At 69.1% G+C, this 22,863-nt stretch carries 18 protein-coding genes and 4 pseudogenes; 6 read left to right on the forward strand and 16 right to left on the reverse strand.

All coding sequences use genetic code 11. The features are described from left to right. Nucleotides 1-42: 42 nt before the first annotated feature. From AB0472_RS35695 to AB0472_RS35705, 3 genes are read right to left on the reverse strand one after another with little or no spacing between them, the layout of a single operon-like run. The gene (locus AB0472_RS35695) at nt 43-528 is read right to left on the reverse strand and encodes a (2Fe-2S)-binding protein (protein ID WP_366362827.1); all 486 of its coding nucleotides are present in this window, start codon (nt 526-528) and stop codon (nt 43-45) included. Beyond that, complete coding sequence (locus AB0472_RS35700; RefSeq protein WP_366362829.1) at nt 525-1,457, reverse strand: FAD binding domain-containing protein; 933 nt, start codon at nt 1,455-1,457, stop codon at nt 525-527. Before AB0472_RS35700 ends, AB0472_RS35695 begins: the two co-directional genes overlap by 4 nt. Further along, the gene (locus AB0472_RS35705) at nt 1,454-3,766 is read right to left on the reverse strand and encodes a xanthine dehydrogenase family protein molybdopterin-binding subunit (protein WP_366362831.1); all 2,313 of its coding nucleotides are present in this window, start codon (nt 3,764-3,766) and stop codon (nt 1,454-1,456) included. Before AB0472_RS35705 ends, AB0472_RS35700 begins: the two co-directional genes overlap by 4 nt. 509 nt (nt 3,767-4,275) lie before the next feature. On the opposite strand from AB0472_RS35705, the gene AB0472_RS35710 reads away from it, so the two are divergent. Continuing rightward, nucleotides 4,276-4,521: an acetolactate decarboxylase gene (locus tag AB0472_RS35710; RefSeq protein ID WP_366362833.1), complete on the forward strand. Its 246-nt coding sequence runs from the start codon at nt 4,276-4,278 to the stop codon at nt 4,519-4,521. Between the two features lie 71 nt (nt 4,522-4,592). Here AB0472_RS35710 and AB0472_RS35715 read toward each other — a convergent pair. Next, nucleotides 4,593-4,709: pseudogene (locus AB0472_RS35715) on the reverse strand (IS5/IS1182 family transposase); the annotation flags it as partial. Nucleotides 4,710-5,188: 479 nt separating this feature from the next. Here AB0472_RS35715 and AB0472_RS35720 point away from each other — a divergent pair. Beyond that, nucleotides 5,189-5,476 (forward strand): annotated as a pseudogene (locus AB0472_RS35720) (transposase); the annotation flags it as partial. A 32-nt stretch (nt 5,477-5,508) separates the two neighbouring features. Here the strand turns inward: AB0472_RS35720 and AB0472_RS35725 are convergent. The 6 genes from AB0472_RS35725 to AB0472_RS35750 form a co-directional block, all read right to left on the reverse strand. Further along, nucleotides 5,509-7,824 carry an FdhF/YdeP family oxidoreductase gene (locus AB0472_RS35725; protein ID WP_366362835.1) on the reverse strand — a complete coding sequence of 772 codons (2,316 nt, stop codon included), beginning with the start codon at nt 7,822-7,824 and terminating at the stop codon, nt 5,509-5,511. Next, entirely contained in the window at nt 7,821-8,387 is a 567-nt protein-coding gene (locus AB0472_RS35730) for a universal stress protein (RefSeq protein ID WP_366362837.1), read from the reverse strand. The genes AB0472_RS35725 and AB0472_RS35730 overlap by 4 nt, the downstream gene beginning before the upstream one ends. After that, the gene (locus AB0472_RS35735) at nt 8,384-9,742 is read right to left on the reverse strand and encodes an MFS transporter (protein ID WP_366362839.1); all 1,359 of its coding nucleotides are present in this window, start codon (nt 9,740-9,742) and stop codon (nt 8,384-8,386) included. Before AB0472_RS35735 ends, AB0472_RS35730 begins: the two co-directional genes overlap by 4 nt. 280 nt (nt 9,743-10,022) lie before the next feature. Next, a complete protein-coding gene (locus tag AB0472_RS35740) occupies nt 10,023-10,358 on the reverse strand; it encodes a carboxymuconolactone decarboxylase family protein (protein WP_366362841.1) in 336 nt (111 codons plus the stop codon). Further along, entirely contained in the window at nt 10,355-10,912 is a 558-nt protein-coding gene (locus AB0472_RS35745; RefSeq protein ID WP_366362843.1) for a hypothetical protein, read from the reverse strand. The genes AB0472_RS35740 and AB0472_RS35745 overlap by 4 nt, the downstream gene beginning before the upstream one ends. A 319-nt stretch (nt 10,913-11,231) precedes the next feature. Continuing rightward, on the reverse strand, nt 11,232-12,344 hold the full coding sequence (locus tag AB0472_RS35750; RefSeq protein ID WP_366362845.1) for an MFS transporter: 1,113 nt from the start codon (nt 12,342-12,344) through the stop codon (nt 11,232-11,234). A 172-nt stretch (nt 12,345-12,516) separates the two neighbouring features. Here AB0472_RS35750 and AB0472_RS35755 point away from each other — a divergent pair, with 172 nt between their 5' ends. Next, the gene (locus AB0472_RS35755; RefSeq protein ID WP_366362847.1) at nt 12,517-13,404 is read left to right on the forward strand and encodes a LysR family transcriptional regulator; all 888 of its coding nucleotides are present in this window, start codon (nt 12,517-12,519) and stop codon (nt 13,402-13,404) included. Between the two features lie 655 nt (nt 13,405-14,059). Here the strand turns inward: AB0472_RS35755 and AB0472_RS35760 are convergent. The 4 genes from AB0472_RS35760 to AB0472_RS35775 all read right to left on the reverse strand — a co-directional run bounded on the left by AB0472_RS35760 (nt 14,060) and on the right by AB0472_RS35775 (nt 18,684). Then, the gene (locus tag AB0472_RS35760) at nt 14,060-15,802 is read right to left on the reverse strand and encodes a pyruvate dehydrogenase (protein WP_366362849.1); all 1,743 of its coding nucleotides are present in this window, start codon (nt 15,800-15,802) and stop codon (nt 14,060-14,062) included. Between the two features lie 397 nt (nt 15,803-16,199). Further along, nucleotides 16,200-16,457 (reverse strand): hypothetical protein, encoded by a 258-nt coding sequence (locus tag AB0472_RS35765; RefSeq protein ID WP_366362851.1) that lies wholly within the window; start codon nt 16,455-16,457, stop codon nt 16,200-16,202. A gap of 535 nt (nt 16,458-16,992) precedes the next feature. Then, nucleotides 16,993-17,640 carry a hypothetical protein gene (locus AB0472_RS35770; protein WP_366362853.1) on the reverse strand — a complete coding sequence of 216 codons (648 nt, stop codon included), beginning with the start codon at nt 17,638-17,640 and terminating at the stop codon, nt 16,993-16,995. A gap of 3 nt (nt 17,641-17,643) precedes the next feature. Further along, nucleotides 17,644-18,684, reverse strand: coding sequence for a hypothetical protein (locus AB0472_RS35775; RefSeq protein ID WP_366362855.1), 1,041 nt, complete (start codon nt 18,682-18,684; stop codon nt 17,644-17,646). Here AB0472_RS35775 and AB0472_RS35780 point away from each other — a divergent pair. Both AB0472_RS35780 and AB0472_RS35785 read left to right on the forward strand, forming a co-directional pair. Beyond that, nucleotides 18,667-18,807: pseudogene (locus AB0472_RS35780) on the forward strand (IS3 family transposase); the annotation flags it as partial. The gene AB0472_RS35775 and the pseudogene AB0472_RS35780 overlap by 18 nt on opposite strands. A 24-nt stretch (nt 18,808-18,831) precedes the next feature. After that, nucleotides 18,832-19,611, forward strand: a pseudogene (locus AB0472_RS35785) (helix-turn-helix domain-containing protein); the annotation flags it as partial. An 85-nt stretch (nt 19,612-19,696) separates the two neighbouring features. On the opposite strand, the gene AB0472_RS35790 reads toward AB0472_RS35785, so the two are convergent. After that, complete coding sequence (locus AB0472_RS35790) at nt 19,697-20,182, reverse strand: DUF5990 family protein (protein ID WP_366362865.1); 486 nt, start codon at nt 20,180-20,182, stop codon at nt 19,697-19,699. A 113-nt stretch (nt 20,183-20,295) separates the two neighbouring features. Beyond that, entirely contained in the window at nt 20,296-21,633 is a 1,338-nt protein-coding gene (locus AB0472_RS35795) for a jacalin-like lectin (RefSeq protein WP_366362857.1), read from the reverse strand. A gap of 494 nt (nt 21,634-22,127) precedes the next feature. Between AB0472_RS35795 and AB0472_RS35800 the strand changes: the two genes are divergently transcribed. Beyond that, entirely contained in the window at nt 22,128-22,772 is a 645-nt protein-coding gene (locus AB0472_RS35800; protein ID WP_366362859.1) for a lamin tail domain-containing protein, read from the forward strand. Nucleotides 22,773-22,863: the final 91 nt, after the last annotated feature.

Here is a 22,863-nt window from a genome sequence, read left to right on the forward strand (position 1 = left end):
CTCGACCCTTCGGGTACCCCACGGGAGGCTGCGCGGGCCAGGTCAGGTGACGGGCTCCTGCTGCTGTTCCTTGGCGGCCCGCATGATCGCGCGGCGGATGGGTGCGTATCCGGTGCAGCGGCAGATGTTAGATCCGACGATGTGATCCACACGCTCGGGATGGTCGGCAAGGTGCGGATCTGCTTCGAGCGCGCCGGCAGCCACCATCAGGAATCCCGGTGTGCAGAAGCCGCACTGGAGGGCGTACTCGGCGGAGAAGGCCTTCTGGAGTGCGCTGGGTTCGCCGTCCGGGCTGGCCAGCCCTTCCACGGTGCGGATCGAGCTGCCGTCGCACTGCACGGCCAGCATGAGGCAGGAGCGGACAGCCTCGCCGTCGACAAGGACGGTGCAGGCACCGCACACGCCGTGTTCGCACCCCAGGTGGGTACCGGTGAGCCGACAGTCCTCCCGCAGAGCGTCCGCGAGGATCCGCCGGGGTTCCACGTCGAGCGGGAACTCCTCGCCGTTCACCGTGAGCGTGATCTTCATCGGTTGCCTCCTCTGGTCCGGGCGATGCGGGAGCGGTGGTCTGTGGCGGCCTGGCACAAGGTCCGGGCGGTCACGACCGCGATGGCGTGCCGCCGGTATTCGAGGTCCGCATACGGCTCGGCGAGGGGCGCCGCGTCCTGTTCGGCAGCGATGCGTCCCGCTCGGGCGAAGGGATGGCTCGCGGGCAGTCGGTATCCGTCTGACAAGGCGCCGATCTCGACGCCGGTCAAAGCCTGCTCCGCGTTGTGCGCCCGCAGAGGCCGGTCGGCGCAGTTGACCAGTCCGATGCGCGCTTGTGTGATCACTCCGTCGTCCACGGTGAGTGCGGCGGAGACGGCGACCTGGGCGAAGCAGAAGTGGGTACGGCGATGTTCGATGAAGCCGACGCCGGTGTGCTCGGCCAGCAGCGGGTACTGCACGGCAGTGATCAGCTCACCAGGCCGGCGGTCCGTCTCGAGGGGGCCGTGGAAGTAGTCACGGGCCGGAACGGTGCGTGTTCCTTGGGGGCCGTGCAGGTGGATGTCAGCGTCGAGGGCCATGGCGATGGCGCACCACTCGGACGCGGGATGGCCCCACCCGAAGCTGCCCACCATGGTTCCCCGAGATCGGATCGGGGGGTGTGCGATGTTGACGACGGCGAGGGAGAACAGCGAGCCAAGGGGCCCCGGTACGGCCTGATCGGACTCGAAGACGTGGTGACGGATCAGGGCGCCGACGTGTACAGAGCCGTCGCTGACCTGCAAGGTATCGAGTTCCTCGATGCGGTTGATGTCGACGACCAGGTCGGGGCGGATGCGCTCAAGGTGCATCTCCAGGAGCAGACTCTGGCCGCCGGCCAGGACCTGAGCCTTGCGGTCCCCGCTACCCAGGGCGTCGACGGCCTCTGCCACGGTGTGGGGGGCGACGTAGTCGAAGGCGGCGGGTTTCACCGGTCTTCCTCCTGCTTCGGGGCTTGGGCGGCGCGCCAGATCACGTCCGGGGTGAGCGGCATCTGCAACAGGTCCGGGTCGGCCGGGCGCAAGGCGTCGACCACTGCGTTGACGATTGCGGCCGGGAGCCCGATGCAGCCTGACTCCCCGGCGCCCTTGGCCCCCAGAGGCGAACTGGGGCTCGGCGTGCAGGTGTCTTTCACCACGATGGGCGGCACCTCGGTATAGGTCGGCAGCAGGTAGTCCAGCAGACCGTTGGCCAGCATGGGCGTGCCGTTGTCGTCGTAGGGGATGGCTTCATACAGGGCCTGGCCGATGCCTTGAATTGCGGATCCGAAGGCCTGGGCACGGACGATGTCGGGGTTGAGGACCACTCCGCAGTCGTCGACCGTCACTACCTTCAGTAGTTCCACGGTGCCGAGCTCCTGGTCGACTTCGACCACCGCGACGTGGGAGCCGAAGGGGAACGCCATCCCTGTCTCGAAGCGGTCCTCCACGCGCAGTGGCCCGGTCGCCTTCACGAGTTCGCCGATGTCCATGGCTGCTGAACCATCATGGGCGGCATGTACGGTGCCGTCCGACCACTCCACCTCTTCTGGGGGAACGTCCCACAAGGTCGCGGCCCGCTGCCGGGCTTCCGCGATGACCACTTGTGAGGCGTGCTGCAGCATGGCGCCGGCGACCTGGGCGGTCCGGCTGGCGAAGGAGCCGAGGCCCTCTGACTGTTCGTCAGTGTCGCCCTCGATGAGCCGCACCCGCTGCTCGTCCATGCCCAGAGTCTTGGCGACCAGCGCCGGGAAGACGGTCTCGTGGCTCTGGCCGCTGGAGGCTGCCCCACACCGCACGGTGACAAAGCCATCCGCGCCGACCTCGATGCTGCCGAACTCGTGCAGTCCGCCCGGCTCTCCGCCCGACCGTTCGACGTAGCAGGACAGACCGATACCCAGCGGCTTGGCCATCGGGTCGCGCCGGCGACGGACCTGCTCGGCGCGCCAGGCGTCGTAGTCAACAGTCTCCAGCGCCAGGTCCAGCGCGCGCGCGTATTCACCGCTGTCGTAGGTCCGGCCGCTGGGAGTCGTGTACGGAAAAGCTTCGGGCGGGATGAAATTGCGGCGGCGCAGTTCCGCCGGGTCGATCCGCAGCTTCCTTGCCAGCATGTCCATGCAACGCTCGATCGCGGCGACCGCCTCGGGACGTCCGGCGCCCCGGTAGGGGTAGGTGATCATGGTATTGGTGAGGATCGAGCGCACTGTCGAGTGCACCCGGGGAGTCCTGTAGGCCCCGGTCGACATCCAGGCCGTCTGCATCGGAAGGCCGACCCCCAGGTGGGGATAGGCGCCGACGTCCGCGTCGATGTGCAACTCGTAGGCCAGGAGCCGTCCGTCGGCGTCGGCGGCCAGCCGGGCGCGCTGGTCCTGGCCCCGGCCGCGTGTGGCGACCATCATCGACTCCAGTCGGTCCTCGATCCACCGGACCGGGCGCTTCAGTTTCACCGCGAGGAAGGCGACCACGACGAACTCGGGGAACGAGGCGCTCTTGCCGCCAAACGCCCCACCGGTGTCCGGTACCACCACGCGGATCTGATCTTGCGACCAGCCCAGCAGCACCGCCATCTCTCGTCGCAGCCGGTGGGGCATCTGGTGTCCCGACCAGATCGTCAGCCGGTCCTTCTCGGGCACCGCGAGGACGGTCCGGCATTCCATGGGCGTGGGCATCAGCAGGTTCTGCCGGAAACGGCCCTCCACCACGGCCGCCGCTTCTTGCCACACGGCGTCCTCGATAGGCGTGCCGGTCCCGCCCCGCAGAGCGACGTTGCTCAGTCCGTCGAACAGCAGCGTCTCGTCCGAGGCCGCGGCGGACGGTGTGACCACCGCAGGCAGCGGGTCGATTTCGAAGGTGACTTCCGCTGCACCGTCCTCGGCCCGGTAGCGGTCCTCGCCCACAACGACGGCAACGGCCTCGCCCGCGTACCGCACGCGTTCCTTGACCAGAGCCGGCCATTCCCGGCCCACGACCGCCTCGTCCGAGGACAGCTTGGCAAGTACGGTATGCGGCACGGGAGGCAGGTCCTGCAGGGACGCGGCTACACGCGCACACGAGGGCATGTCCGACAGATCAGCCGCGGACCAGGCGCCCACCACACCCTCCACTTCGCGGGCGGTGGCACAGTCGACCGTACGCAGCCGCCCGTGGCCGATCTTGCTCCGGACGAACACGGCGTCGAGGCATCCCGGCGCATCGATGTCGGCGACGTAGCGGCCGTTCCCCGTAAGCAACCTCGCGTCCTCGCGCCTCGTCCACTGATGCACCACAACAGCACCTCTTCGATGGATCAACGGGTGAGGGGCCACCGAACAGCCCCTGGACGGCATCGCTCCTGGCGGGAGCCGTACTCCCACCCCCCACGGACCGATAGCACGAAGTGGCTATTCGGTACATTAGGCACATAACTCGCATTGGTGCATGTCCTGCGGTCGCGCGTGTCTGCGCTTCACCTGTGCACGTGGGTCCGCACGGTGAGAAGCGCGTCTCGGCACTCGGCGCTGGCAGCACAGGTGCGGGGCGGCGGCCCTGCACAAGATGCGGCCAGCACGGAAGGCAGACGGAATGTTCGGGTCCGGCGCGCGGAGCCCCCGTACGGCTGACCGCCTCGTTATGGCACGGCCGGCAGGGCCGCGCGGATCCTCGGTCAGCCGGAACCGGGAAGGCGTGGTTGCCATGGCGCCACCGGAAGACTCGCATACCGCGTTCCGCCGATGGGCGAGAACCGTGGTGGCCCATCTGTGGAGCGAGCACGACACTCTCCCTGGCGCGCGGCGTGCTCGTCGTGATCTATCAGACCTCGACGATCGCGGCATTGATCGACGGGGCGTACGACGGCGACGTGACGGTCGGCGAACTCCTTCGGCACGGCGATTTCGGCTTGGGTACGTTCAACCGCCTAGACGGCGAGATGGTGATCCTCGACGGCACCTGTCATCACCTGCGGGCCGACGGAAGCGTCCAGGTCGCCGGCGCCCAGGACCTCACCCCGTTCGCCGCTGTCACGTGGTTTAGGCCATGACTAAGGGTTGTCCCGTAAATGATCTTTGAACCGCCGCTCCGGAGTCGTCAGCGGTGTGCGGGGCCGCTCGTCTATCCGGCGAGGGCGAGGTTGTGCATGCGTGCAATGCCGAGCGTGGCGTGATGGACTCCGTCGCCTTTGAGGCGGCAGTCGCGGAGGATTTTCCAGGTCTTCATGCGGGCGAAGACGAGGACTTCACTATCCGGCAGACCGCGAGTGAGTTCGAAGCCGCAGGCAGCCCTACGGAGCTGGCGAACAGAGCGACAGAGTGGTTCGAGGCAGTCCTCGCGCGACCTCTGGTCCGCTGCGAATGGCATCACGCGGGAAGGATGTACGCGGTCCGCTACGAGTACGCAGATACAGGGCAAGGCCTCAGTGAGGGCTTCGAGAGCCCCCTGGCCCCCGACGCACTGCGGAAAAGACTGGCTGCATACGGCGTGATCCGAGGCCGAGGCCGGATCAACCGTCCCGGCCTGGGCCAATCAGACGTGATCGCACATGTCCGAGGCGTCCGTCCCGATCCGTAGTTACGGGACAGCTCTTAGCCTCGCGCTTTCACCAGGTGAGCTGTCCAGGAGTTGATCAGAAACGCGGAAAGTGCCCTTGAACTGCAACGATGGGACTTGCTGAGGGTCCTGTTGGCTGCAAGGGAAAGAGCACTTTGCAGGTGAGAGAGCCTATCTCGTCGTACCCGCGTGTCCGTGTCCAGGGAGACGGTCGGCGGGTGGCCTCGCAGGCCGGTGCGGTCCTGCTGCTGGAGACGGTCCCCAAGATCGGCCTTGACCAGGCGATATCCACAGCCCTGGCGTCCTGGCGCAAGCCGCGGGCTGTCCACGATCCTGGGAAGATCCTTCTGGACTTTGCTCTGGCGGTCGCGCTGGGCGGGGACTGCCTCGCGGACGTCGCGATGCTGAGGTGTGAGCCGGCTGTCTTCGGGCCGGTGCTTTCCGATCCGGTCCCCGACGGGGAACGAGGTCTGGCGTCCTGTCAGGACGCCTCCGGTCGCACGGCGGCTGCGGCCGGAGTGATGGTGACCTTGACGTGTTTCATGAGGGGCTGGTCGCTCTGTGTGCTGTAGTCGCCGATGGCGCACAGGACGTTCATCTCGGGCATGTAGCCCGCTGCGCAGCCTTGCGGGATGTCGTAGGGGACGGCGAGGAAGCCGTTGAGGCCTCGTTCGGTGTCGTCCTTGGCGGTGGCGACGATGTCCACGGGGCCGAACGGGCGGATTCCGCGTTCCCGCATGTCTTCGGTGTTCATGAAGACGAGCGTGCGGAGATTCTTGATGCCGCGGTACCGGTCGTTGTCGGAGTAGATCGTAGTGTTCCACTGGTCGTGCGACCGGATCGTGGCCAGGACCAGTGTGCCGGTGGCCGGAAGGACGTCGGGCAGTTCGGCGTGCGAGAATTCTGCACGTTCTGACGGAGTGAGGAACACCCGTTCGCGTGCGGGTTGGTGGAGACGGAATCCCAGTGGCTGGCGCACGCGCTGGTTGAAGTCCTCGAACCCCTCCAGGGCCTGGGCCATCGTGTCCCTGATGCGGTCGTAGTCATCCGCGTAGTCCTCCCAGGGGGTGGGGCTGTCGGGGAGTGCGGCGCGGGCCATCCCGGCGATGATCGCCGGTTCGGACCGGAGGGCGGGGGACGCGGGTCGCTTCATTCCGCGGGACAGGTGCACCATGCTCATCGCGTCCTCGACGGACACGCTCTGCAGGCCGCTCTGCTGGTGGTCCTTCTCGGTTCGGCCGAGGCAGGGAAGGATCAGTGCTCGGCGGCCGTGCACGAGATGGCTGCGGTTCAGCTTGGTGCTGACCTGGACCGTCAGGTCGCAGTTCTGGAGACCGGCATACGTGTACGGAGTGTCGGGGGCCGCCAGGGCGAAGTTGCCGCCAAGGCATACGAAGACCTTCACCTCGCCGCGGTTCATGGCTTCGATCGTGCCCACGGTGTCCAGACCGTGGTCTCGGGGCGGGGTGAAGCCGCACGCCTCGCCCAGGCGGTCGAGGAACGCGGGAGAGGGCCGGTGGTCGATGCCGCAGGTGCGGTTGCCCTGGACGTTGCTGTGGCCCCGCACAGGTGACGGGCCGGCGCCCTCCCGGCCCAGGTTTCCGCGCAGCAGAAGGAGGTTGACGATCTCCCGTACGGTGTCCACGCCGTGTTCGTGCTGGGTCAGCCCGAGGCACCAGCTGATGATGGTGCGCTCCGAGGCCAGATAGATGTCGGCCGCCGTGGTGATCTCGTCACGGCTGACTCCGGACTGGCGCTCGATGGTCTCCCACGATGTTGCTGTGCACATCGCGCGATAGGCATCGAAGCCGCTGGTGCACTGCTCGATGAAGGCCCGGTCGACGGCCGAGGGATCGACACGTGCGGAATCCAGGACGGCCTTGGCCATGCCGCGCAGCAGGGCCATGTCGCCGCCGATGCGCGGTTGAAGGTTCAGCGTGCTGGTTGGGGTGGCACGGAAGCGGGCCATCTCCATGAACTCGTGCGGGACGATGGTGCTGCCCGCGGCGGCCTCGATCATGGGGTTCACGTGCACGATCTGTGCCCCGCGCCGGTGGGCCTCGGCCAGGGAGGTCAGCATTCTCGGGGCGTTGGAGGCGGCGTTCACGCCGAAGACGAACAGTGCGTCCGTGGACTGCCAGTCGCTCAGGTCGACGGTGCCCTTACCGGTTCCGATGGATGCCTGCAGAGCCCGTCCGCTCGCCTCATGGCACATGTTGGAGCAGTCCGGCAGGTTGTTCGTGCCCAACTCCCGGGCCAGCAACTGGTACAGGAACGTACCCTCGTTGCTCAGCCGGCCCGACGTGTAGAAGGCGGCCTGGTTCGGGTCGTCGAGAGTGCGCAGCGCCTCACCGACCATGGCGAACGCCTCGTCCCATCCGATGGGCACGTACTGGTCACTCGCCGGGTCGTAGGCCATCGGCTCGGTCAGCCGTCCCTGGTTCTCGAGGTCGAAGTCGGACCACTCCATCAACTCCGTCACGGTGTGCGCCGCGAAGAACTCCCGGTCGACCCGTTTACGGGTCATCTCCCAGGTGACGTGCTTGATGCCGTTCTCACAAATGTCGAGGTGCAGGCCCTTTCGGTCGTCCGGCCAAGCACACCCCGGGCAGTCGAAGCCGCCGTTCTCGTGGTTCATGCGCTGGATGGCGCGCGTGCCGGCCACCAGACTGTGCTCGCGCAGCAGGAACTGCCCGACACTCTTGGCGGCACCCCATCCGGCGGCGGGATGCGGATAGGGGCGACGCTGCGGCGTCTGGTCTGCGGACCCGGTGTCGTGGTCGTTGTCGGTGGTCATCGTGCTCCTTCTTCCCCTGGCTTGAGTGTGGGCCGAGCGGCGGGAGCAGCTGCACGGCATCCGGCGTCGTCCGGGTGGCTCACCTCGTGAACCTTTGGCAGCGAGGCGGGAGTCGGACCGGGAGGCAGGTCGTCGCCATGGATGATCAGGGTGGGGCAGGCGGCGTGCTCTGCACACGCGGCGCTGACCGAACCCAGCAGGAGCCCCGCGAACCCGCCGTGACCCCGGCTGCCGAGGATGAGCATCCTTGCCCCCGCGCCGGCAGAGAGGAGAGCGGCCGTGGCGGGCCCTTCGAGCACCGTGAGCCGAAGATCCGACGGCTGGTCGTCACCGAGCACCTCGGCGCAACAGGCTGTGAGCATGGCTTGCGCCTCCGCGACGGGGTCCCAGTCGTCCGCGACGCCGGTCCAGGAAGTGGGGTTCTGCCAGGCTGTCACGACCTCCAGGACGCTCCCGGTCGTCCGCGCCATGAAAAGCCCCCAGGCCAGAGCCCGTTTCGAGGACGAGGAGCCATCCACACCGACGACGATCCGGGGTGCGAGAGAGGGCACGGTTTGCGTCATCGGGGTTCGTCTCCCTTGTGTGCCAGGGTGCTGACCTTCAGCGAAGGACCGTGCCCGGACGGCCCGGCGTGGCAGGCGTCGGCGCACACGTCGACGGCCGCGGAGCCGGTGCCGGGCGCGCGTCCCGACACGGCCTCCGGCGCCGCAGGGGCTCTGGCCCCCGAGGGCCCGAATGTGCTGATGAGAGCCAGCAGCGCGAGAAGCATCACGGCGATCCCGTAGATGTAGGCAGCCCTCTCCACTCCACCGCCGTACACAACGATCACTCCCGCCACAATGGTCGGGAGGCCGAAGCCCAGGTAGGAGATCAGATACATCACGGACAGCAGTCCCGATCTCTCGTGCGGTTCGGCAAGGGGGACGACGGTGCGTATGCCCCCCTGGAATCCGGCTCCGAATCCGACTCCCGCGACCGCTGTGCCGGTGAAGAACAGCCCCGCCGATCCGATTGCGATGGACAGCAGGGTGAGGGCGACACCCGCGATCAGGGCCACAGTGCCGATCCGCATGGTGGTACGCGGTGCAGCGGAGCGCAGGACCAGAACGGTCAATGCGCCGCTGGCCGTGAGAGTGAACAGCGCCAGTCCGCCCAGGAGCGCTCCCTCACCGGTGACGACACCCCGGACCAGTGCAGGGCCCAGCGAGCCGTAGAACCCCGCCAGGGCCCAGACGGCCAGGACGACCGGAGCGACCCGCAGCAGCGGGCCGCGCGCCTGCGCCGGCACCGACCAGGTCACGCGCAGGGAGCGCAGCGCGCCCGGTGTGCGGGCCGCCGTCTCTGCCATGAGGACCACCCCGACGGCCTGCAGGACGTAGATGCCGAAAAGGATGTGGTAAACGAGATGAGTTGGCTGCGGGGCGTAGGTCACCAGCAGCCCCGAACCCAGGGCGCCAACGGCGGTCCCGGCTGCCGGCGTCACCGCGTTGGCGAGGGTTCCCGCGGAACGCCGGATGTCGATCATGCCCGCGCCGACGGCTCCCACGACCGTGCCCGTCGCGAGTCCTTGGAGGATCCTGGCGCACAGCAGAGCCGGAACGCCGTCAGCGGCCGCGAAGACCACGACTGCCGCCGTCTGGACGACGATCGAACCGAAGATCACGGGCCTGCGGCCGACATGGTCCGACAACGAGCCGACGACGAGGAGCGCCAGCAGGATGGCCACCGCGTACACGCCGAAGATCACTGTGGTGGTGATCGGTGAGAAGTGCCACTCCTGCTGGTACGTGGCGTAAAGCGGGGTGGGCGCGCTGGCCCCCGCGAGGAAGAAGACCACCACCGAGGCCTGAAGGCTGAACGCCGACCAGGGACCCGACCGCCGGGGCGGCGGAACCGCCCGGCCCTCCACTGTCGTCATCAGGACTCCTGCTCTGCGGAACACGTGAACGCGATCGTCGAATTGATGGGGCGGAGGAGAGCCGGCGGCCCCGTACCGTGCCGCCTGCCGCGCTCGGTCCAGAAGCGTCGGTGTCCCGACGGCCGACGCTGAGATAGTTGCGGCCGAGACCACGGGCCAACCGTCCGCCCCTCGTCTGTCGTCATCGGGACCGCTGTTGCGCGGCACGCGCGGATGCGGTCCTCGATGTACGGGGAAGGGCGGGAGCGGGAGGTGGCCCGCTGACTCGGGGTGTGCGTTCTCAGTCCAGGAGCGTGCGGGCCGCGATGGCCGAGGCGCTGATGGCTGCCGGGAAGCCGGCGTAGAACGCGATGTGGGTGATGATCGCCGCGAGTTCGGCCTGGGTCACTCCGTTGTCCACGGCCCGCCGCAGTTGCGCGGGCAGTTCCTCGGGGCGGTAGAGCGCCACGACCGCGGCGACGGTGGCGATGCTGCGGTCCCGAGGACTGAGCGCGGGATCAGCCCACACCTGGCTGTACAGGGGATCCTCCACCAGCTCGGTCAGGGCCGGGGTGAAGGCGCGGGCCATCTCGCGCGGCGACGGAGCCGTGGACTGCGCAGCGGGCTGCGTGGTCACTGTGCGCTCCGTGCGTGGGCGTGGCGGGCGATGCTTGCGGCGAACAGCGGGGTTTCCCGCCGGTTGTGGTCACCGGAGGCGGCCTGCCGTGCGGCGGCTGCTTCTTCGAAGGTGCCGCCGGTCGTCTCGAGGAAGTCCATGAACTCCTGGGTGGGGTGGCTGGTGACCTGGTTGGTGTAGGTGACGGTGCCGTCGCCGTTGTTCTTGGCCGACAGGTCCCAGATCACCTGGACCGTGGTCCAGCCGTGCGGGGTGAGGACATCGGAGGTGGACACCATGTGGCAGTGGTGCTTCTCGGCGATCTCGGCGACGTAGTGCTGGATCACCAGCCCGGTGCCGATCATTTCCACGTTGATCGACATCGGCCGGCCGTCGTCGGTCGTGGTGTAGCCGGCCGCCTTGTGGTCCGGCGGAGCGCAGCGCTGGTACTCCTTGTCCGGGAGGTTAAGCAGCCAGTCGGCGATGTCGATCGTCTCCCAGGGCGCGTCGAGGGGCGCGTGCTCCGTCGAGGTGGACAGCACCAGATCGGTCAGGACCTTCTTCGCATCACTCATGGTGTGTTTCCTTCTGTGGGGGCCACGGCTGGTACCGGGCCGACTTGTGCAGGTCATGGCCGACCGGACACTGCCAGTTCGACCAACCTTGGGGATTCGCCGACTGCCTTGTGGCCATCGACCGGAGGGGGCAACTAGGGGTTCGCCGCCTTGTGCCGTCACCGTAGAACCGGTGGACGAGGGGTCCATGCTCGTCAGCGCACGGCCGCTGTACCCACGGTGCACCGCGCGTCGAGCACGCGAAGGGGCAGGTCATGGGAGTGCGGAAGAGATGGATGGGCCGGTGGACATCCCGCTGACGAGGCCCTTCACCCCCTCGCTATGTTCTGGCTGCGAGCGCGGCTCCCAGTGCGGCCAGGGCTGCGGCGACCAGCGCGGTGACAGTCCAGCCGCCGTGTGCGAAGAGCAGTGCCCCTGCCGCGGAACCGAGCGAACCGGCCGCGAAGTACGCGGTCATGTAGAGGGTGTTGAGGCGGGCGCGTGCCTCGGGATGCTGTGTGAGGGCGTGGGTCTGATTGGCGACGTTGCTCACGCGGGCACCGGAGTCCAGCAGCAGCGCCCCGACGATGAGGGCACCGGCCGACAGGCCCCATACACCGGCGATGAGGAGGCCGAGAGCCATCACCGCCGCGGCCGCCACCGCGAGACGCCGCCGCATGCGGCCGTCGAGGAACCGGCCGATGGCCAGTACCGTGGCGGTGCCGACGACGCCCACCAGGCCCAGCAGTCCAGCACCGGTGGTCGACCAGCGGTGTGCCGGGCCGGTCACGTACAGCGTCACGGCGGTCCAGAAGACGTTGAAGCCGGCGAATCCGGCAGCCGCGGTCAGCGCCGCCCGGCGCAGCCCGCGCTGACCACGCAGGAGAGGCAGAAGCGAAGCCAGCAGGGCCCGGTAGCCCAGCCCGTGGCGCACGGGCGGTTCGGGCAGGCCTCGCAGTGCAAGGTGCACGAGCAGCGTCATCAGCGCCGACAGCACATACACCGAACGCCAGCCGAGGAGACCGTCGAGCGCCCCGGCGATGACCCGGGCACCGACGATGCCGCCGAAGAGACCGGCTGTGATGCGTGCCGTCGTGCGCCCCACCGCCTCGCGCGGCGCAAGCGACGCCGCGGCCGGCATCAGAATCTGTGCCAGCACGCTGGTTGCTCCGAGCAGTACTGATGCCACCGCGAACAGCGCGTAGTCGGTGGCGGATGCAGCAAGCGCCAGGGCGAACAGCCTGCCGGCGTTCAGCCAGCGCATCAGCCGGTGCAGTCCCGTCCTTTCCAGGGCGGGCACCACCAGCAGCAGTCCGGCAGCGTAGCCGACCATGGTGATCATCGGCAGTAGTCCGGCGAGTGCGTCGGACACGCCGAAGGACGCCGCCAGTGGCCGCAACAGCGGCTGCAGGTAGTAGACGTTGGCGACACTCACGCCGGCCGCGACCGACATCCACGTCACCTGCCCCTTGCTGAGCCCGGGTGGGCCAAGGGTGTCCGCAAGCTTCGTCTTCGTCCCGTCGAGGCGCCTCGGCGCCTGTGTCACGTCTGCCATGCATCTACAGTGGAGATAAACAAGCAAGAGGTCAAAGACCAGTTTTTGATGCCATTAATAAAAGAGGTTGATGATCGTGGAACTGAGGACCTTGCGGGTCTTCGTGGCCGTGGCCGAGGAGCAGAGCTTCACCCGCGCCGCCGAGCGGCTGTCGGTGGCACAGCCCGCCGTCAGCCACCAGATCCGCTCCCTGGAAAAAGAACTCGGCGAAGCGCTCTTCGAACGCAGCACCCGCAGCGTCCGACTCACCCAAGCCGGACGAGTGCTGCTTCCCCTGGCCGCCCAGACCCTCGCCGACGCCGACCGAGTGACCGCCGAATTCGCCTCCCGTGCCGCCCTGGTCACCGGCACACTCGTCCTGGGCACCGTGGACGGGGCCGAGCACACCCCCCTGCCCGCACTCCTGGGAACCTTCCACCGCCAGTACCCGGGCGTCGCCGTGCAGCTCGTCGAGGGACGCAGCGCCGCACTCATCTCGCGCGTCGAAGAAGGCGAACTGGACGCCGCCGTGGTGGCCCTGCCCCAGCAGCCCCTCGCCGAAGACCTGCGCAGCGTGGTCATGCTCGAGGACGAGCTCGTGGCCGTCGTACCAGCAGACTCTCCGCTGGCCGGCCGGGAGAACATGCCCATCGAGCTGCTGTCCGGCAAGACCCTGATCAGTTACGACCCCGACAGCGGACTACGGCCACGCCTGCAGTCCGCGTTCGACGCCGCCGGCATCAACTTCACCACCCAATACGCAACCAACGACGGGGGCTTGCACGCCGCCCTGGTGGAAGCCGGAGTCGGCATCTCCCTCACCGTGAGAACCGACCGGGCCCTCCCAACAAACTCCCGGATCCGCACCGTCCCGATCAGCCCCTCCCTCACCTACCGCAAAGCACTGATCTGGCGCGGCACCCCCCAGCCCACCCGGCCACTCCAAGCCCTCCTCGCCCTTCGCCCCACAGCACCCTGACGACGTGCCCCACCAACGCCGAGGCGGTTCTTAACCGCTGCCGTCCTCGCCGTCCGATGGAGCACTGACCTCCTGGGGGTCAGATGCACCTGGGACGGGGATCAGCCGACCCGATCGGGGACACGGTTATCCGGACCAGGGGAGAACCTGCTTGTCCGTGGTGGGAAAACATCCACGCCGCGCGAAGGCGTGTCCTCGACAGCGGCCTGCCGAGCCTCCTCCCGCAGCCCGCAAAACCGCAGCAGGTCCGGGAGGCGCTATTGGTCACCAACCGGTAGCCGCCTGCGCCGCGTATCGGACAGCGGCCCGTCACGCGCACGGGCAGGCCCGGTGCGAGCAGTCGACGCAGCACCCCGACATGGCGGCGGATCACAACGACGGCGCTGCGCACCGGGTTCGGCCCGCACAAGGCGTCAACGATCTGCTCACGGGGACCGAATGACCGACCCTCAAGAACAGCAGGACCAGAAAGGCCCTTCCCTGAGGGCCTCCCAGATCCAGCTCGGGCTCTCCTCGCCAGGCCTGTACCGTTCCCAGAACCTCGAACCGCACCCTCGGTTCCTGCAGCACACCATGTCCCGCTGGAGTCCCTTCCCCCGCCCCGGCCGTACGCCACCCGTTACGAGCGTCTGAACCGACCCCTCTCGCCGAGCCCTCAGGGGCGGGGAATGTTGCGCAGGTTGGCCCTGGCCAGATGAACCATGCGTCCGACGCCGCCGCTCAGCACCGTCCGGCTCGCGGAGAGAGCGAAGCCGCTGACCTGCTCGGTGGTGATCTTCGACGGGACGGCCAGGGCGGCGGGGTCGGTGACGACGTCGACCAGCGCGGGCCCGTCATAGGCGAAGGCCTCGCGCAGCGCGCCGCGCACGTCGGCAGGCTTCTCGACCCGAATGCCCCGCGCTCCGGCCGCAGTGGCGATGGCCGCGTAGTCGGTGTGCGGGTAGCTCGTGGCGTGCGGGGGCAGGCCGTCGACCATCATTTCCAGGTCGACCATACCGAGGGAGGAGTTGTTGAAAACGACGACCTTCACTGGCAGGCCGTACTGCACGAGAGTGAGGAAGTCGCCCATGAGCATGGAGAATCCGCCGTCGCCGGAGAGCGAGACGACCTGCCGACCGCGGTCCAGGAACTGAGCGCCGATCGCCTGCGGAAGCGCGTTGGCCATCGAGCCGTGCACGAACGAGCCGAGGATGCGCCGACGGCCGTTCGGCGTCAGATAACGCGCCGCCCACACACAGCACATGCCAGTGTCCACCGTGAACACGGCGTCGTCAGCGGCCTCTTCGTCCAGTACCGCCGCCACGTACTCGGGGTGGATCGGGGTCTGCTTCTCGACGTTGCGCGTGTAGGCGTTCACGGCGCCTTCGAGAGCGTGCGCGTGCCGCTCCAGCATGCGGTCGAGGAACCGGCGCGACTGCTTCTCCCGCACGGCGGGCGTAAGGCATCGCAGGGTCTCGCCCACGTCGCCCCACACGGCAAGGTCGAGCTGGGTGCGGCGGCCAAGCCGCTCGGGCTGGACGTCGACTTGGACCGTGCGCACATGGCGGGGCAGGAACTCGGTGTACGGGAAGTCCGTGCCGAGAAGCAGCAGCAGGTCGGACTCGTGCATGGCCTCGTACGCGGCGCCGTAGCCGAGCAGTCCGCTCATGCCGACGTCGTAGGGGTTGTCGTACTGGATATGCTCCTTGCCGCGCAGCGCGTGCCCGATCGGTGCCTTCACCTTCTCGGCGAAGGCCATCACCTCGGCGTGAGCTCCGGCGACGCCCCGGCCGCAGAACACCATCACGCGCTCGGCGGCGTCCACGAGTTCCGTGAGGCGGGCGAGTTCCCGGTCCCCCGGGCGGATGGCGGGCAGGTCCAGAGGCAAGGTGAGTTCGGGGGCCGCGTCCGGTGTGTCCTCGGCGGCGGTGTCACCGGAGAGGGCCACGACCGAGACACCGCGGCGGCCGACGGCGTGCTGGATCGCAGTCTGCACTACGCGCGGCATCTGGTGCGGCGAGGAGATCAGCTCCGAGTAGTGGCTGCACTCGGCGAACAGGCGGTCAGGGTGGGTCTCCTGGAAGTAGCCGGTGCCGATCTGCCCGCTGGGTATCTGCGCGGCCAGCGCCAGCACCGGCGACATTGAGCGGTGGGCGTCGTACAGGCCGTTGATCAAGTGCAGGTTCCCCGGGCCGCAAGAGCCGGCGCAGGCCGCGAGGCGGCCGGTGAGCTGGGCCTCCGCGCTGGCCGCGAACGCTGCGACCTCCTCGTGGCGGACCTGGATCCAGTCAACCGCGTCATGCCGTCTGACCGCGTCGACGACCGGGTTCAGGCTGTCCCCGACCACTCCGTAAATACGACGCACGCCGGCGCGCGCCATCAGGTCGACGTACTGCTCCGCGATCGTCTGCCTGACCATGTCACTCCTTCGCCTCCAGCGGCAGGCGGGGGCCGCCGTGCCGCCGGTCACGGTAACGGCCAGGGGCGAACCGGACTTGACCATCAGCGCACCGGATTGCCTCCGGCAGCGCATTCCAGGATCAGTCGAGCTCGGTGCGGAGCCACTGCAGGACGCTGGAGGTCACCGGGTCGGCCAGGTCGGCGAACCCGAACAAGAACGCGACCGACAAGCGCCTCAAAGCCCTCGTGAGCAGGGGCCAACGCCGCCTGACCCGGCGCGGCAGGCGGCGTCACCACAGGTGGAGGAAGCTCCGGACATCGTCGTAACCGTCGAGGGCCCGTCCGTCCACGTCCGTCGGGTCTGCCTCGGCTCGCGCCGCCAGCGACTTCGCCAGCGCGAGGGCCTCATCGCTGAGTCACCCGAAGCGCCGAGCGGTGTGTCCCAGGCACAGGCCGGCCAGCCCGAGTAGTGGACTTCCCGACACAGCCCGCGTCCCGACCTGCACGCACCAGTGCTCGATGAACTCCGCGTCGTCGTCGTTCAACGCGGTCCCGACCAGGACGCCCGCTGCCTCGCCCTCCACCGAGCGGTCACGCAGAGCCCGCTGCATCGTCTCGACCACCACCTCGTGAGGCAGAGCCGGAGGGTTCTCGAAGCTGAGATGAGAATGCACCCCGCGAGACTACGCGGACTGTATCCGACGCCACCGCCCCGTCCGGCAGGACGGGGCGAACGTTGCCTGATGCGGCGCTTGCAGCCTTATAAGCAGGCGACAGCGGTAGCACGCCCCAGCATTTCGGCGGCGGTCATCGATTCGTCGATGTAGACACAGTCCCGCCCGTGCTCGTCTCCATCAGGGCGAACGCTGGCCATAGAGGCCATGATGCTGCGCTTCGCGCACCGGTGGCCTGTCGCCATCGCTCGCCCCTCGTACGGCATGGACCGTATGACCACTGTTGCTTGGCCCGGGGGTCTTCGATCTCGTCGTCTGCCGCGATATGGCCATGCTGTTGATAGGGCATCTCGTCCGGGTGCCGTTCGAGCCTGGTACGCCGCCAGGCCGCGTCGAAGGAGAGATTGCCCTGGCTCGCCCGGGCGAGTTGCCACGCCGGCCAGCTCGTCCAGGGCGAGAGCAGCCATCGCCACACTGACGTACTCCCGGATCACCACGCCTGCGAGTCCGAGGCGGATTCCAGCCGTCCCGCTCACTACTCGCTCTCCGGGGCCGCGGCGTGCCCGTTGACCAGGGCTTGCGCCTTCGCGGCGTGGTGTGGCCTCTGGGCACTGTCCAAGCCGGCGGCCAAAAGCGTGTACAGCATGCGCTTTTGGGTGTGGTCAGGGAAGCTGGCGAGGAACTCGCGCAGTACTTCGACGGCCTCGTGCTCGACACTCCGCTCGTCCTCGGGGCGATACTGGGCGAATACGCCCGCGACCGTGTTTGCCTCGTCGGCCCAGCGCGCGAGTTGTGACCAGTCGGCGTTGTCCCGCTCGATCCATCGTGCCAACAGGGCAGCGGGGTTGGCGAGTTCGGCAGCGAGTGCGTCGGTCTTCTGCTGCCGCAGGGTGTCGGTCACGGCCTGTCGGCGCTGAGCGGCCAGTAGCGCTGCCCCGGCGGCCCGGTCGTCCGGGTCGCAGGTCTTCGAGACCTTGCTCGCGGCGTCCCTGAGTGTGGTGAGCACGGCTCCTGCGATCTCCTCGACGGGGCTGGGGTAGGGCGGCTCGGTGAGCACGGTGGCCGTGATCCGGGCGGTGAAGCCGATCCCGGGACAGGCGCTGCACAAGCGGACCTCGAATCGGGTGAGACCGCGCTGTACCGCTTTGCGCGCGCGGCGGCGCGACCATTGGGTGGAGGCCATCGGTCAGGACTCCGCCGACGCGCGCTCGTGCGCGGTGATCAGGGACGAGAGCATCGGGTGCAGCCGGAGGTCCTTGCGAAGTTCGATGACCGCCTCACCGTCGGCGACTCCGGGTTCGCCGAAGATGAGCGCGGCGACCGGGGAGGCGACCAGGTGGCCCAGCATGATCTGGTTGAGGAGGTCCGTCAGGAGCTCGGTCGGCATGTCTGGTGCCTTACGCGCTTCGGCCCAGGCGGTCAGCACTTGTCGGCATTCGGCCTCGACCCGAGTGTCTGCCAAGGCCGCGTTCCAGCCGTCCAGCAGCGCTTCCTTGATGTCTTCCTTCTCTTCAGCCGTCGCCAGCATCACTTGCAGAACGTACGGGTCCACCCGCGGATCTGGCAGCGAAAGGAAGGCCCGGTGTCCGGCCAGGTGCTTCTTCTCAGTAGCCCATTTGATGACGGTGTTCCACACCCGCGGCAGCTGGCCGTCGCGTGCGGCGATGTCTCGCAGCGCACCTTGCGCTGTCTGTACGGCCTCGTCCGTCTCAGGCCGGCCGAGGATGTGCCGTAGGCGCACGAGGGCCTGACGTGGATAGTGCTCGGCGAACTCGCCCTGGCGGACCAGCGCTACGACGGTCGCGGCGGCCTCCGATTCGTCCTGAGCTGAGTCGAGAAGCAGGGCGCGGACCTGGACGCCCAGCGTGTCCGCCTCGGCGGCGACTGTCAGGACACGGGCAATCAACTCGCGGTGCTCAGTTCTGTCGGCGCCGTTGTCGATCCAGGCATGGATCTGTTTGACGACACGGATGTGGTTCTCCGCGACGGCCAGTTCAACCAGGAGGTCGCCGATGGCGGCCAGCCGGTCGGCCCCAGGGCCCTTGGGTGCTGTGAGGGTGTCCAGCCATTGCAACAGATGAGGGTGGATGTCAGCCCGCTGCTGCCACAGGTGAAGCAGGATGGCACGTGCGTAGCCGGATTTGCCCACCGCTTCCTGGCCGATGAAGCCCGTGGTGCCGGGGCCCGGATGGCGGATCGCACCGCGTGGCGGATCTGCCGGGACCACCGCTGGTGGAGTGTGTTCGGCAAGAAGCGCGGGAGAGTCAAGAGGGCCGGACCGCCGGTGCACGACGACCTGGTCCGCCGCGACTTCACCGAGGACGGGCCGAACCGGCTGTGGCTCGCCGATTGTCCCGCGGGACCCCCGCCGGGCGCGCCGGCCGGGCGCTCGGTGCCGTGGCGGCACGCCACCGAGCGTGCCGCCGAACTGGCCGCCGCACAGGGCCCGTTACTGCTCGTCGGCGAACGCGGCACCGGAAAGACCACCCTGGCCCGCGAGTTGCTCGGCACAACCGGGCCGCTCGTCGTCGACGCGGCCGAGGGCGATCTGCACGAGGCACTGCCCACCGACCCCCACCGCAGTCTGGTGCTGCGCCACGCCGAACGCCTCGCTCAACCCGACGTGGCGGCGATCGTCGCCCTGCTCGAAGCCCGGCCCGCCACACGCCTGTTGGTCACCTATACCCCCGGAGCGCCGCCCGGCCCGTGCCTCCAGCGACTCCTCGACACCCTCGCCGCCCGCTCGGTCACCCTGCCCGCCCTGCGCGAACGCCCGGAAGACATAAGGGAGTTGCTGGCCGCGGTGGCCCCCGCACCGGAACCCGGGCAGCCCCCGCTCACCTGGACACTCGACGCCCGGCGCGCCCTGGAGCGCTACCCGTGGCCCGGCAACGTCACCGAACTCGCCCACGTCGTGCGGTCGTTGGCCCAGGGGCGCCGGGCGGTGGGGCCGGTCCGGCGCACCGAACTGCCCGACCCCGTACGCGACGGACCCGCCGGCCGCCCGCTGAGCCCCATGGAACACGCGGAGCGCACCGCGATCCTGGAGGCCCTGCGCCGCCACGGCGGCAACAAGGCCCGCACGGCGGCGGCCCTGGGCATCGGCCGCGCCACGCTCTACCGCAAGCTGCGCACCTACGGCGGCCACGCGTAGCCACCCGGCCACCCGGGCCGGCCGGCCGTACCGGGCCCCGGTGACGGCGTCCGCCGCCCCTCACGAACGGGACCGCGCTCGCCGGCTACCGCGAGGCGCCGGGCTGAGGACCGTCCCCGGCACGCCACTCGACGGCCGGCGGTACGACCCGTGCGCACAGTGGCATGCCCCGGCCGTCGGTCAGCCCGAGCCGCCCGACCAGCAGCCCGTCCCGCGCAGCCGCCTCCGCCACCGCGCCGGGGACCGCATCGAGCATCAGCTTGGCCCGGCGGAACATCGTGAAGGCGCCCCCGGCGTCCACGGTCCCCCAGGACAGGTAGACGAACCGGCCGCCGGGACCGCCCTGGACGTAGGGCCCCGTGATGTCGACACCGGCGACCGAGACCGCCGTGGCGCACGGCAGGGTCCAGGTCGCGGAGACGGCGTCGCCGCGCTGAGGGCCGAGCAGCTCGGCGGGGCGGTTGCGGCGCTGTACGGCGACGTGGATGTCGCCGTACCGGGAGAAACCGCTGTCTTCCGGAGCCGGGCAGGAGCGGCCGGGCAGGTCGGTGGCGTCGATGCGGAGGTCCATGGCGGCCATGCGGCCATCATCGCCGATGCGCCCCGTGCCGCGGGGGTGCCGCGGCCGGCCGGTGGCTGTCATGACCGGACGTCATGAGCTGCCCGGCGGCCGGCCGGGCGCGGTCAGCGCTTCGTGTAGATGAAGCCGACCTTGTCCAGCTCGTCGCCGGAGCGGCCGTGGAAGCCGGCGATCTGCCAGCCCGACGGGGCGGTGCGGGTCACGCAGTCCGAGGTCGTCGTACCGCCGGCGAGGGTGCGGCCCAGGTTGGTGGTGAACTTCGCGTAGAAGATGCGGGTGGTGTTGTTGTACTTGCCCTCGCACAGGTACGCCGTGGTCACGTACTCGCTGCTGCCCAGCGTCAGCGAGGACGCGGTGCCGCCGGTGCCGCCGTGGGTCAGCGTCGTGCCGTCGGCGAGGGTGACGCCGACCTGGTCGACGCGGGACCCGGAGCGCAGCGAGAGGGTGGTGGTGCGGGCACCGGCGGCCACCTTGTCGATGTCCTGGTAGTAGTCGCCGTGCGGACCGCCGAACTGGTCGCTCAGCTGGAAGTTCGCGTTCTGGGACCAGGAGAAGCCGACCGTGATCGGGTCGTGGTCGGAGAGCATCAGGCCGTCGCTCGTCAGGAACTTGGCGTGCTCGTTGTCGTACGAGGTCGCGTTCAGGTTCACCAGCTTGCTGCCGCGGTACAGGACCTTGTCGACGACCTCGCAGGTGTTGGGCACGGTCGCCCCGGACTGGTCGCAGACCAGCGCGTCGCTGCCCTTGGCCGGCGCGCTGCCGCCGCGGATCAGCTGCACCCAGGCGTCGGTGAGCCCGTTGGCCGAGGCGAACTCGGCGATGGTGTCGGCGGTGCGGGTGTACCGGGTGTTGGTGTCACCCATCACCACGACGGCGTTGCCTGCCGAGTGGGTGCTGATGAAGTCGGTCAGCTGGTTGAGGTTGTCCGCCCGGGAGGCCTCGTCGCCGGCGTTGGTGCCCGCGTTGGTGTGCAGGTTGTAGAAGTCGACGTAGACGCCCTCGGCGAGCCGCTCGCGCATGAAGGTGAAGCCCTTCGGCGTGAGGCAGTCGCCCGAGTCGAGCTGGCAGGAGTTCCAGCCGACGCGCTGGAAGTCGTCCTCGTCCCAGTCGTAGTCGGAGACGGTGTTGAGGCCGCTGCCGATGCCCGCGCCGCCGCTGGTGGCGGTGCGGTAGGGGTGCGTGTCGGTGGCGTACAGGTACGCGTGGTAGTTGAAGTCCTCCTGGACGTTGACGATGTCGTACGGCGCGATGCGCTTGCCGATCTCCGTGGTGCTGGTGTCGCGCGGGGTGGGGGCGCTCGAGAGGCCTTCCGGAAGCCCGGCGACGTTGTACGTGAGCACGCTGAACGTGCCCGAGCCGGCTGCCGCGGCCGGGGAGGCCGTCGCCGTGAGCCCGCCGAGAGCGGCGACCGCGGCCGCCAGACAGGCAACGAGTCTGCGCATGGGGGTGTCTCCTACGGGGAGGGTGTGCGCTGAGGGGTGTGGGCATGCCAATGAGGCACGGCAAAACGTAGCGGCAAACGCTTTCTCCCGAACCCCCTTTGTTACCAACCAGTTTGGAAAATCCTCGTGACGCACAAAAGATCGGCTTCTCCCCGGGGGCCGATCGGCCGCCGACTGTTACTCACTTTCGGGTGAGCCGGGCGTGGTCCGCCCGTCGGCCGGGGGCGGCGGAGGCCGTTGCCTGCCGGGCGGAGGAGGGTGCATAGGGGGTGAATCTCTCCATTCAACTAATAAATGGACGTTACATCCGAGAGTCATAGGAAAGCGAAGGATCCGTAATGGGCGCCGTGTGCCGCCCGGTCCGTGCCCGGCCGGGGCGCAGGGTGTGGCTGCGCGGCCGACCGGTCGCCGTCTCGCTCCACACGCCCCTCGCGGCCTGCGGTTTCGTGCCACACGCGGCCGGGGTGTGCTCGAACCCCGTGAAGGGGGACCACGTGTCCGTTTCCGTCTCAGTGACCGCCCGTCTCGGCTCGGTCGCCGCCGTCGCGGCCGCCCTGGTGGGTGTCACGGCCCTGCCGGCCGCGGCGGCCGCCGCCCGACCCGCGGCGCCGCACCGCGACGCGGTCGTCATCAGTGCCGTACAGCACGACCTGCAGGGCCGCGCGGTCTTCTCAGGCCGCGCCCTGAACCGGGAGTGGGTGGACGTCACCAACACCACGCGCCGGGACGCGGACCTCAGCGGCTGGTCGCTCTCGGACGCCGCGGGCAACACCTACACCTTCCGCCACTACCGACTGGCGGGCGGTGCCACGGTCCGCGTCCACACCGGGGAGGGCCGGGACACCCGGACGGACCTGTACCAGGACCGCCGGTCCTCGGTGTGGAACCGCTACGCCGACACCGCCACCCTGCGCAACGACCGCGGGCGTTACGTCGACTCCGCCTCCTGGGGCCCGCACCACCGCCGCGTCACGGACGGGCGGTACGCCGTCCACCACCGTCCCGTGGAGGAGCGGCATGGCGTCGGTCACCGTCCGATGGAGGAGGGGCACGGTGTCGGCCACCGTCCCGTGGAGGAGCGGCACGGTGTCGGCCGCCCGGCAGTGGAGGACCGGCACGCCTTCAGCCACCGTCGCTGACCGGTGACACACGTCTGCCGCCGGCCCCCTGCGCAGGGGGCCGGCGGCAGCCCGGGGGCACGGGGGGGCCCCCGAACCGGGGCCGGCGCCC

Source organism: Streptomyces sp. NPDC086777 (assembly GCF_040702065.1).
Taxonomy (GTDB): domain Bacteria; phylum Actinomycetota; class Actinomycetes; order Streptomycetales; family Streptomycetaceae; genus Streptomyces.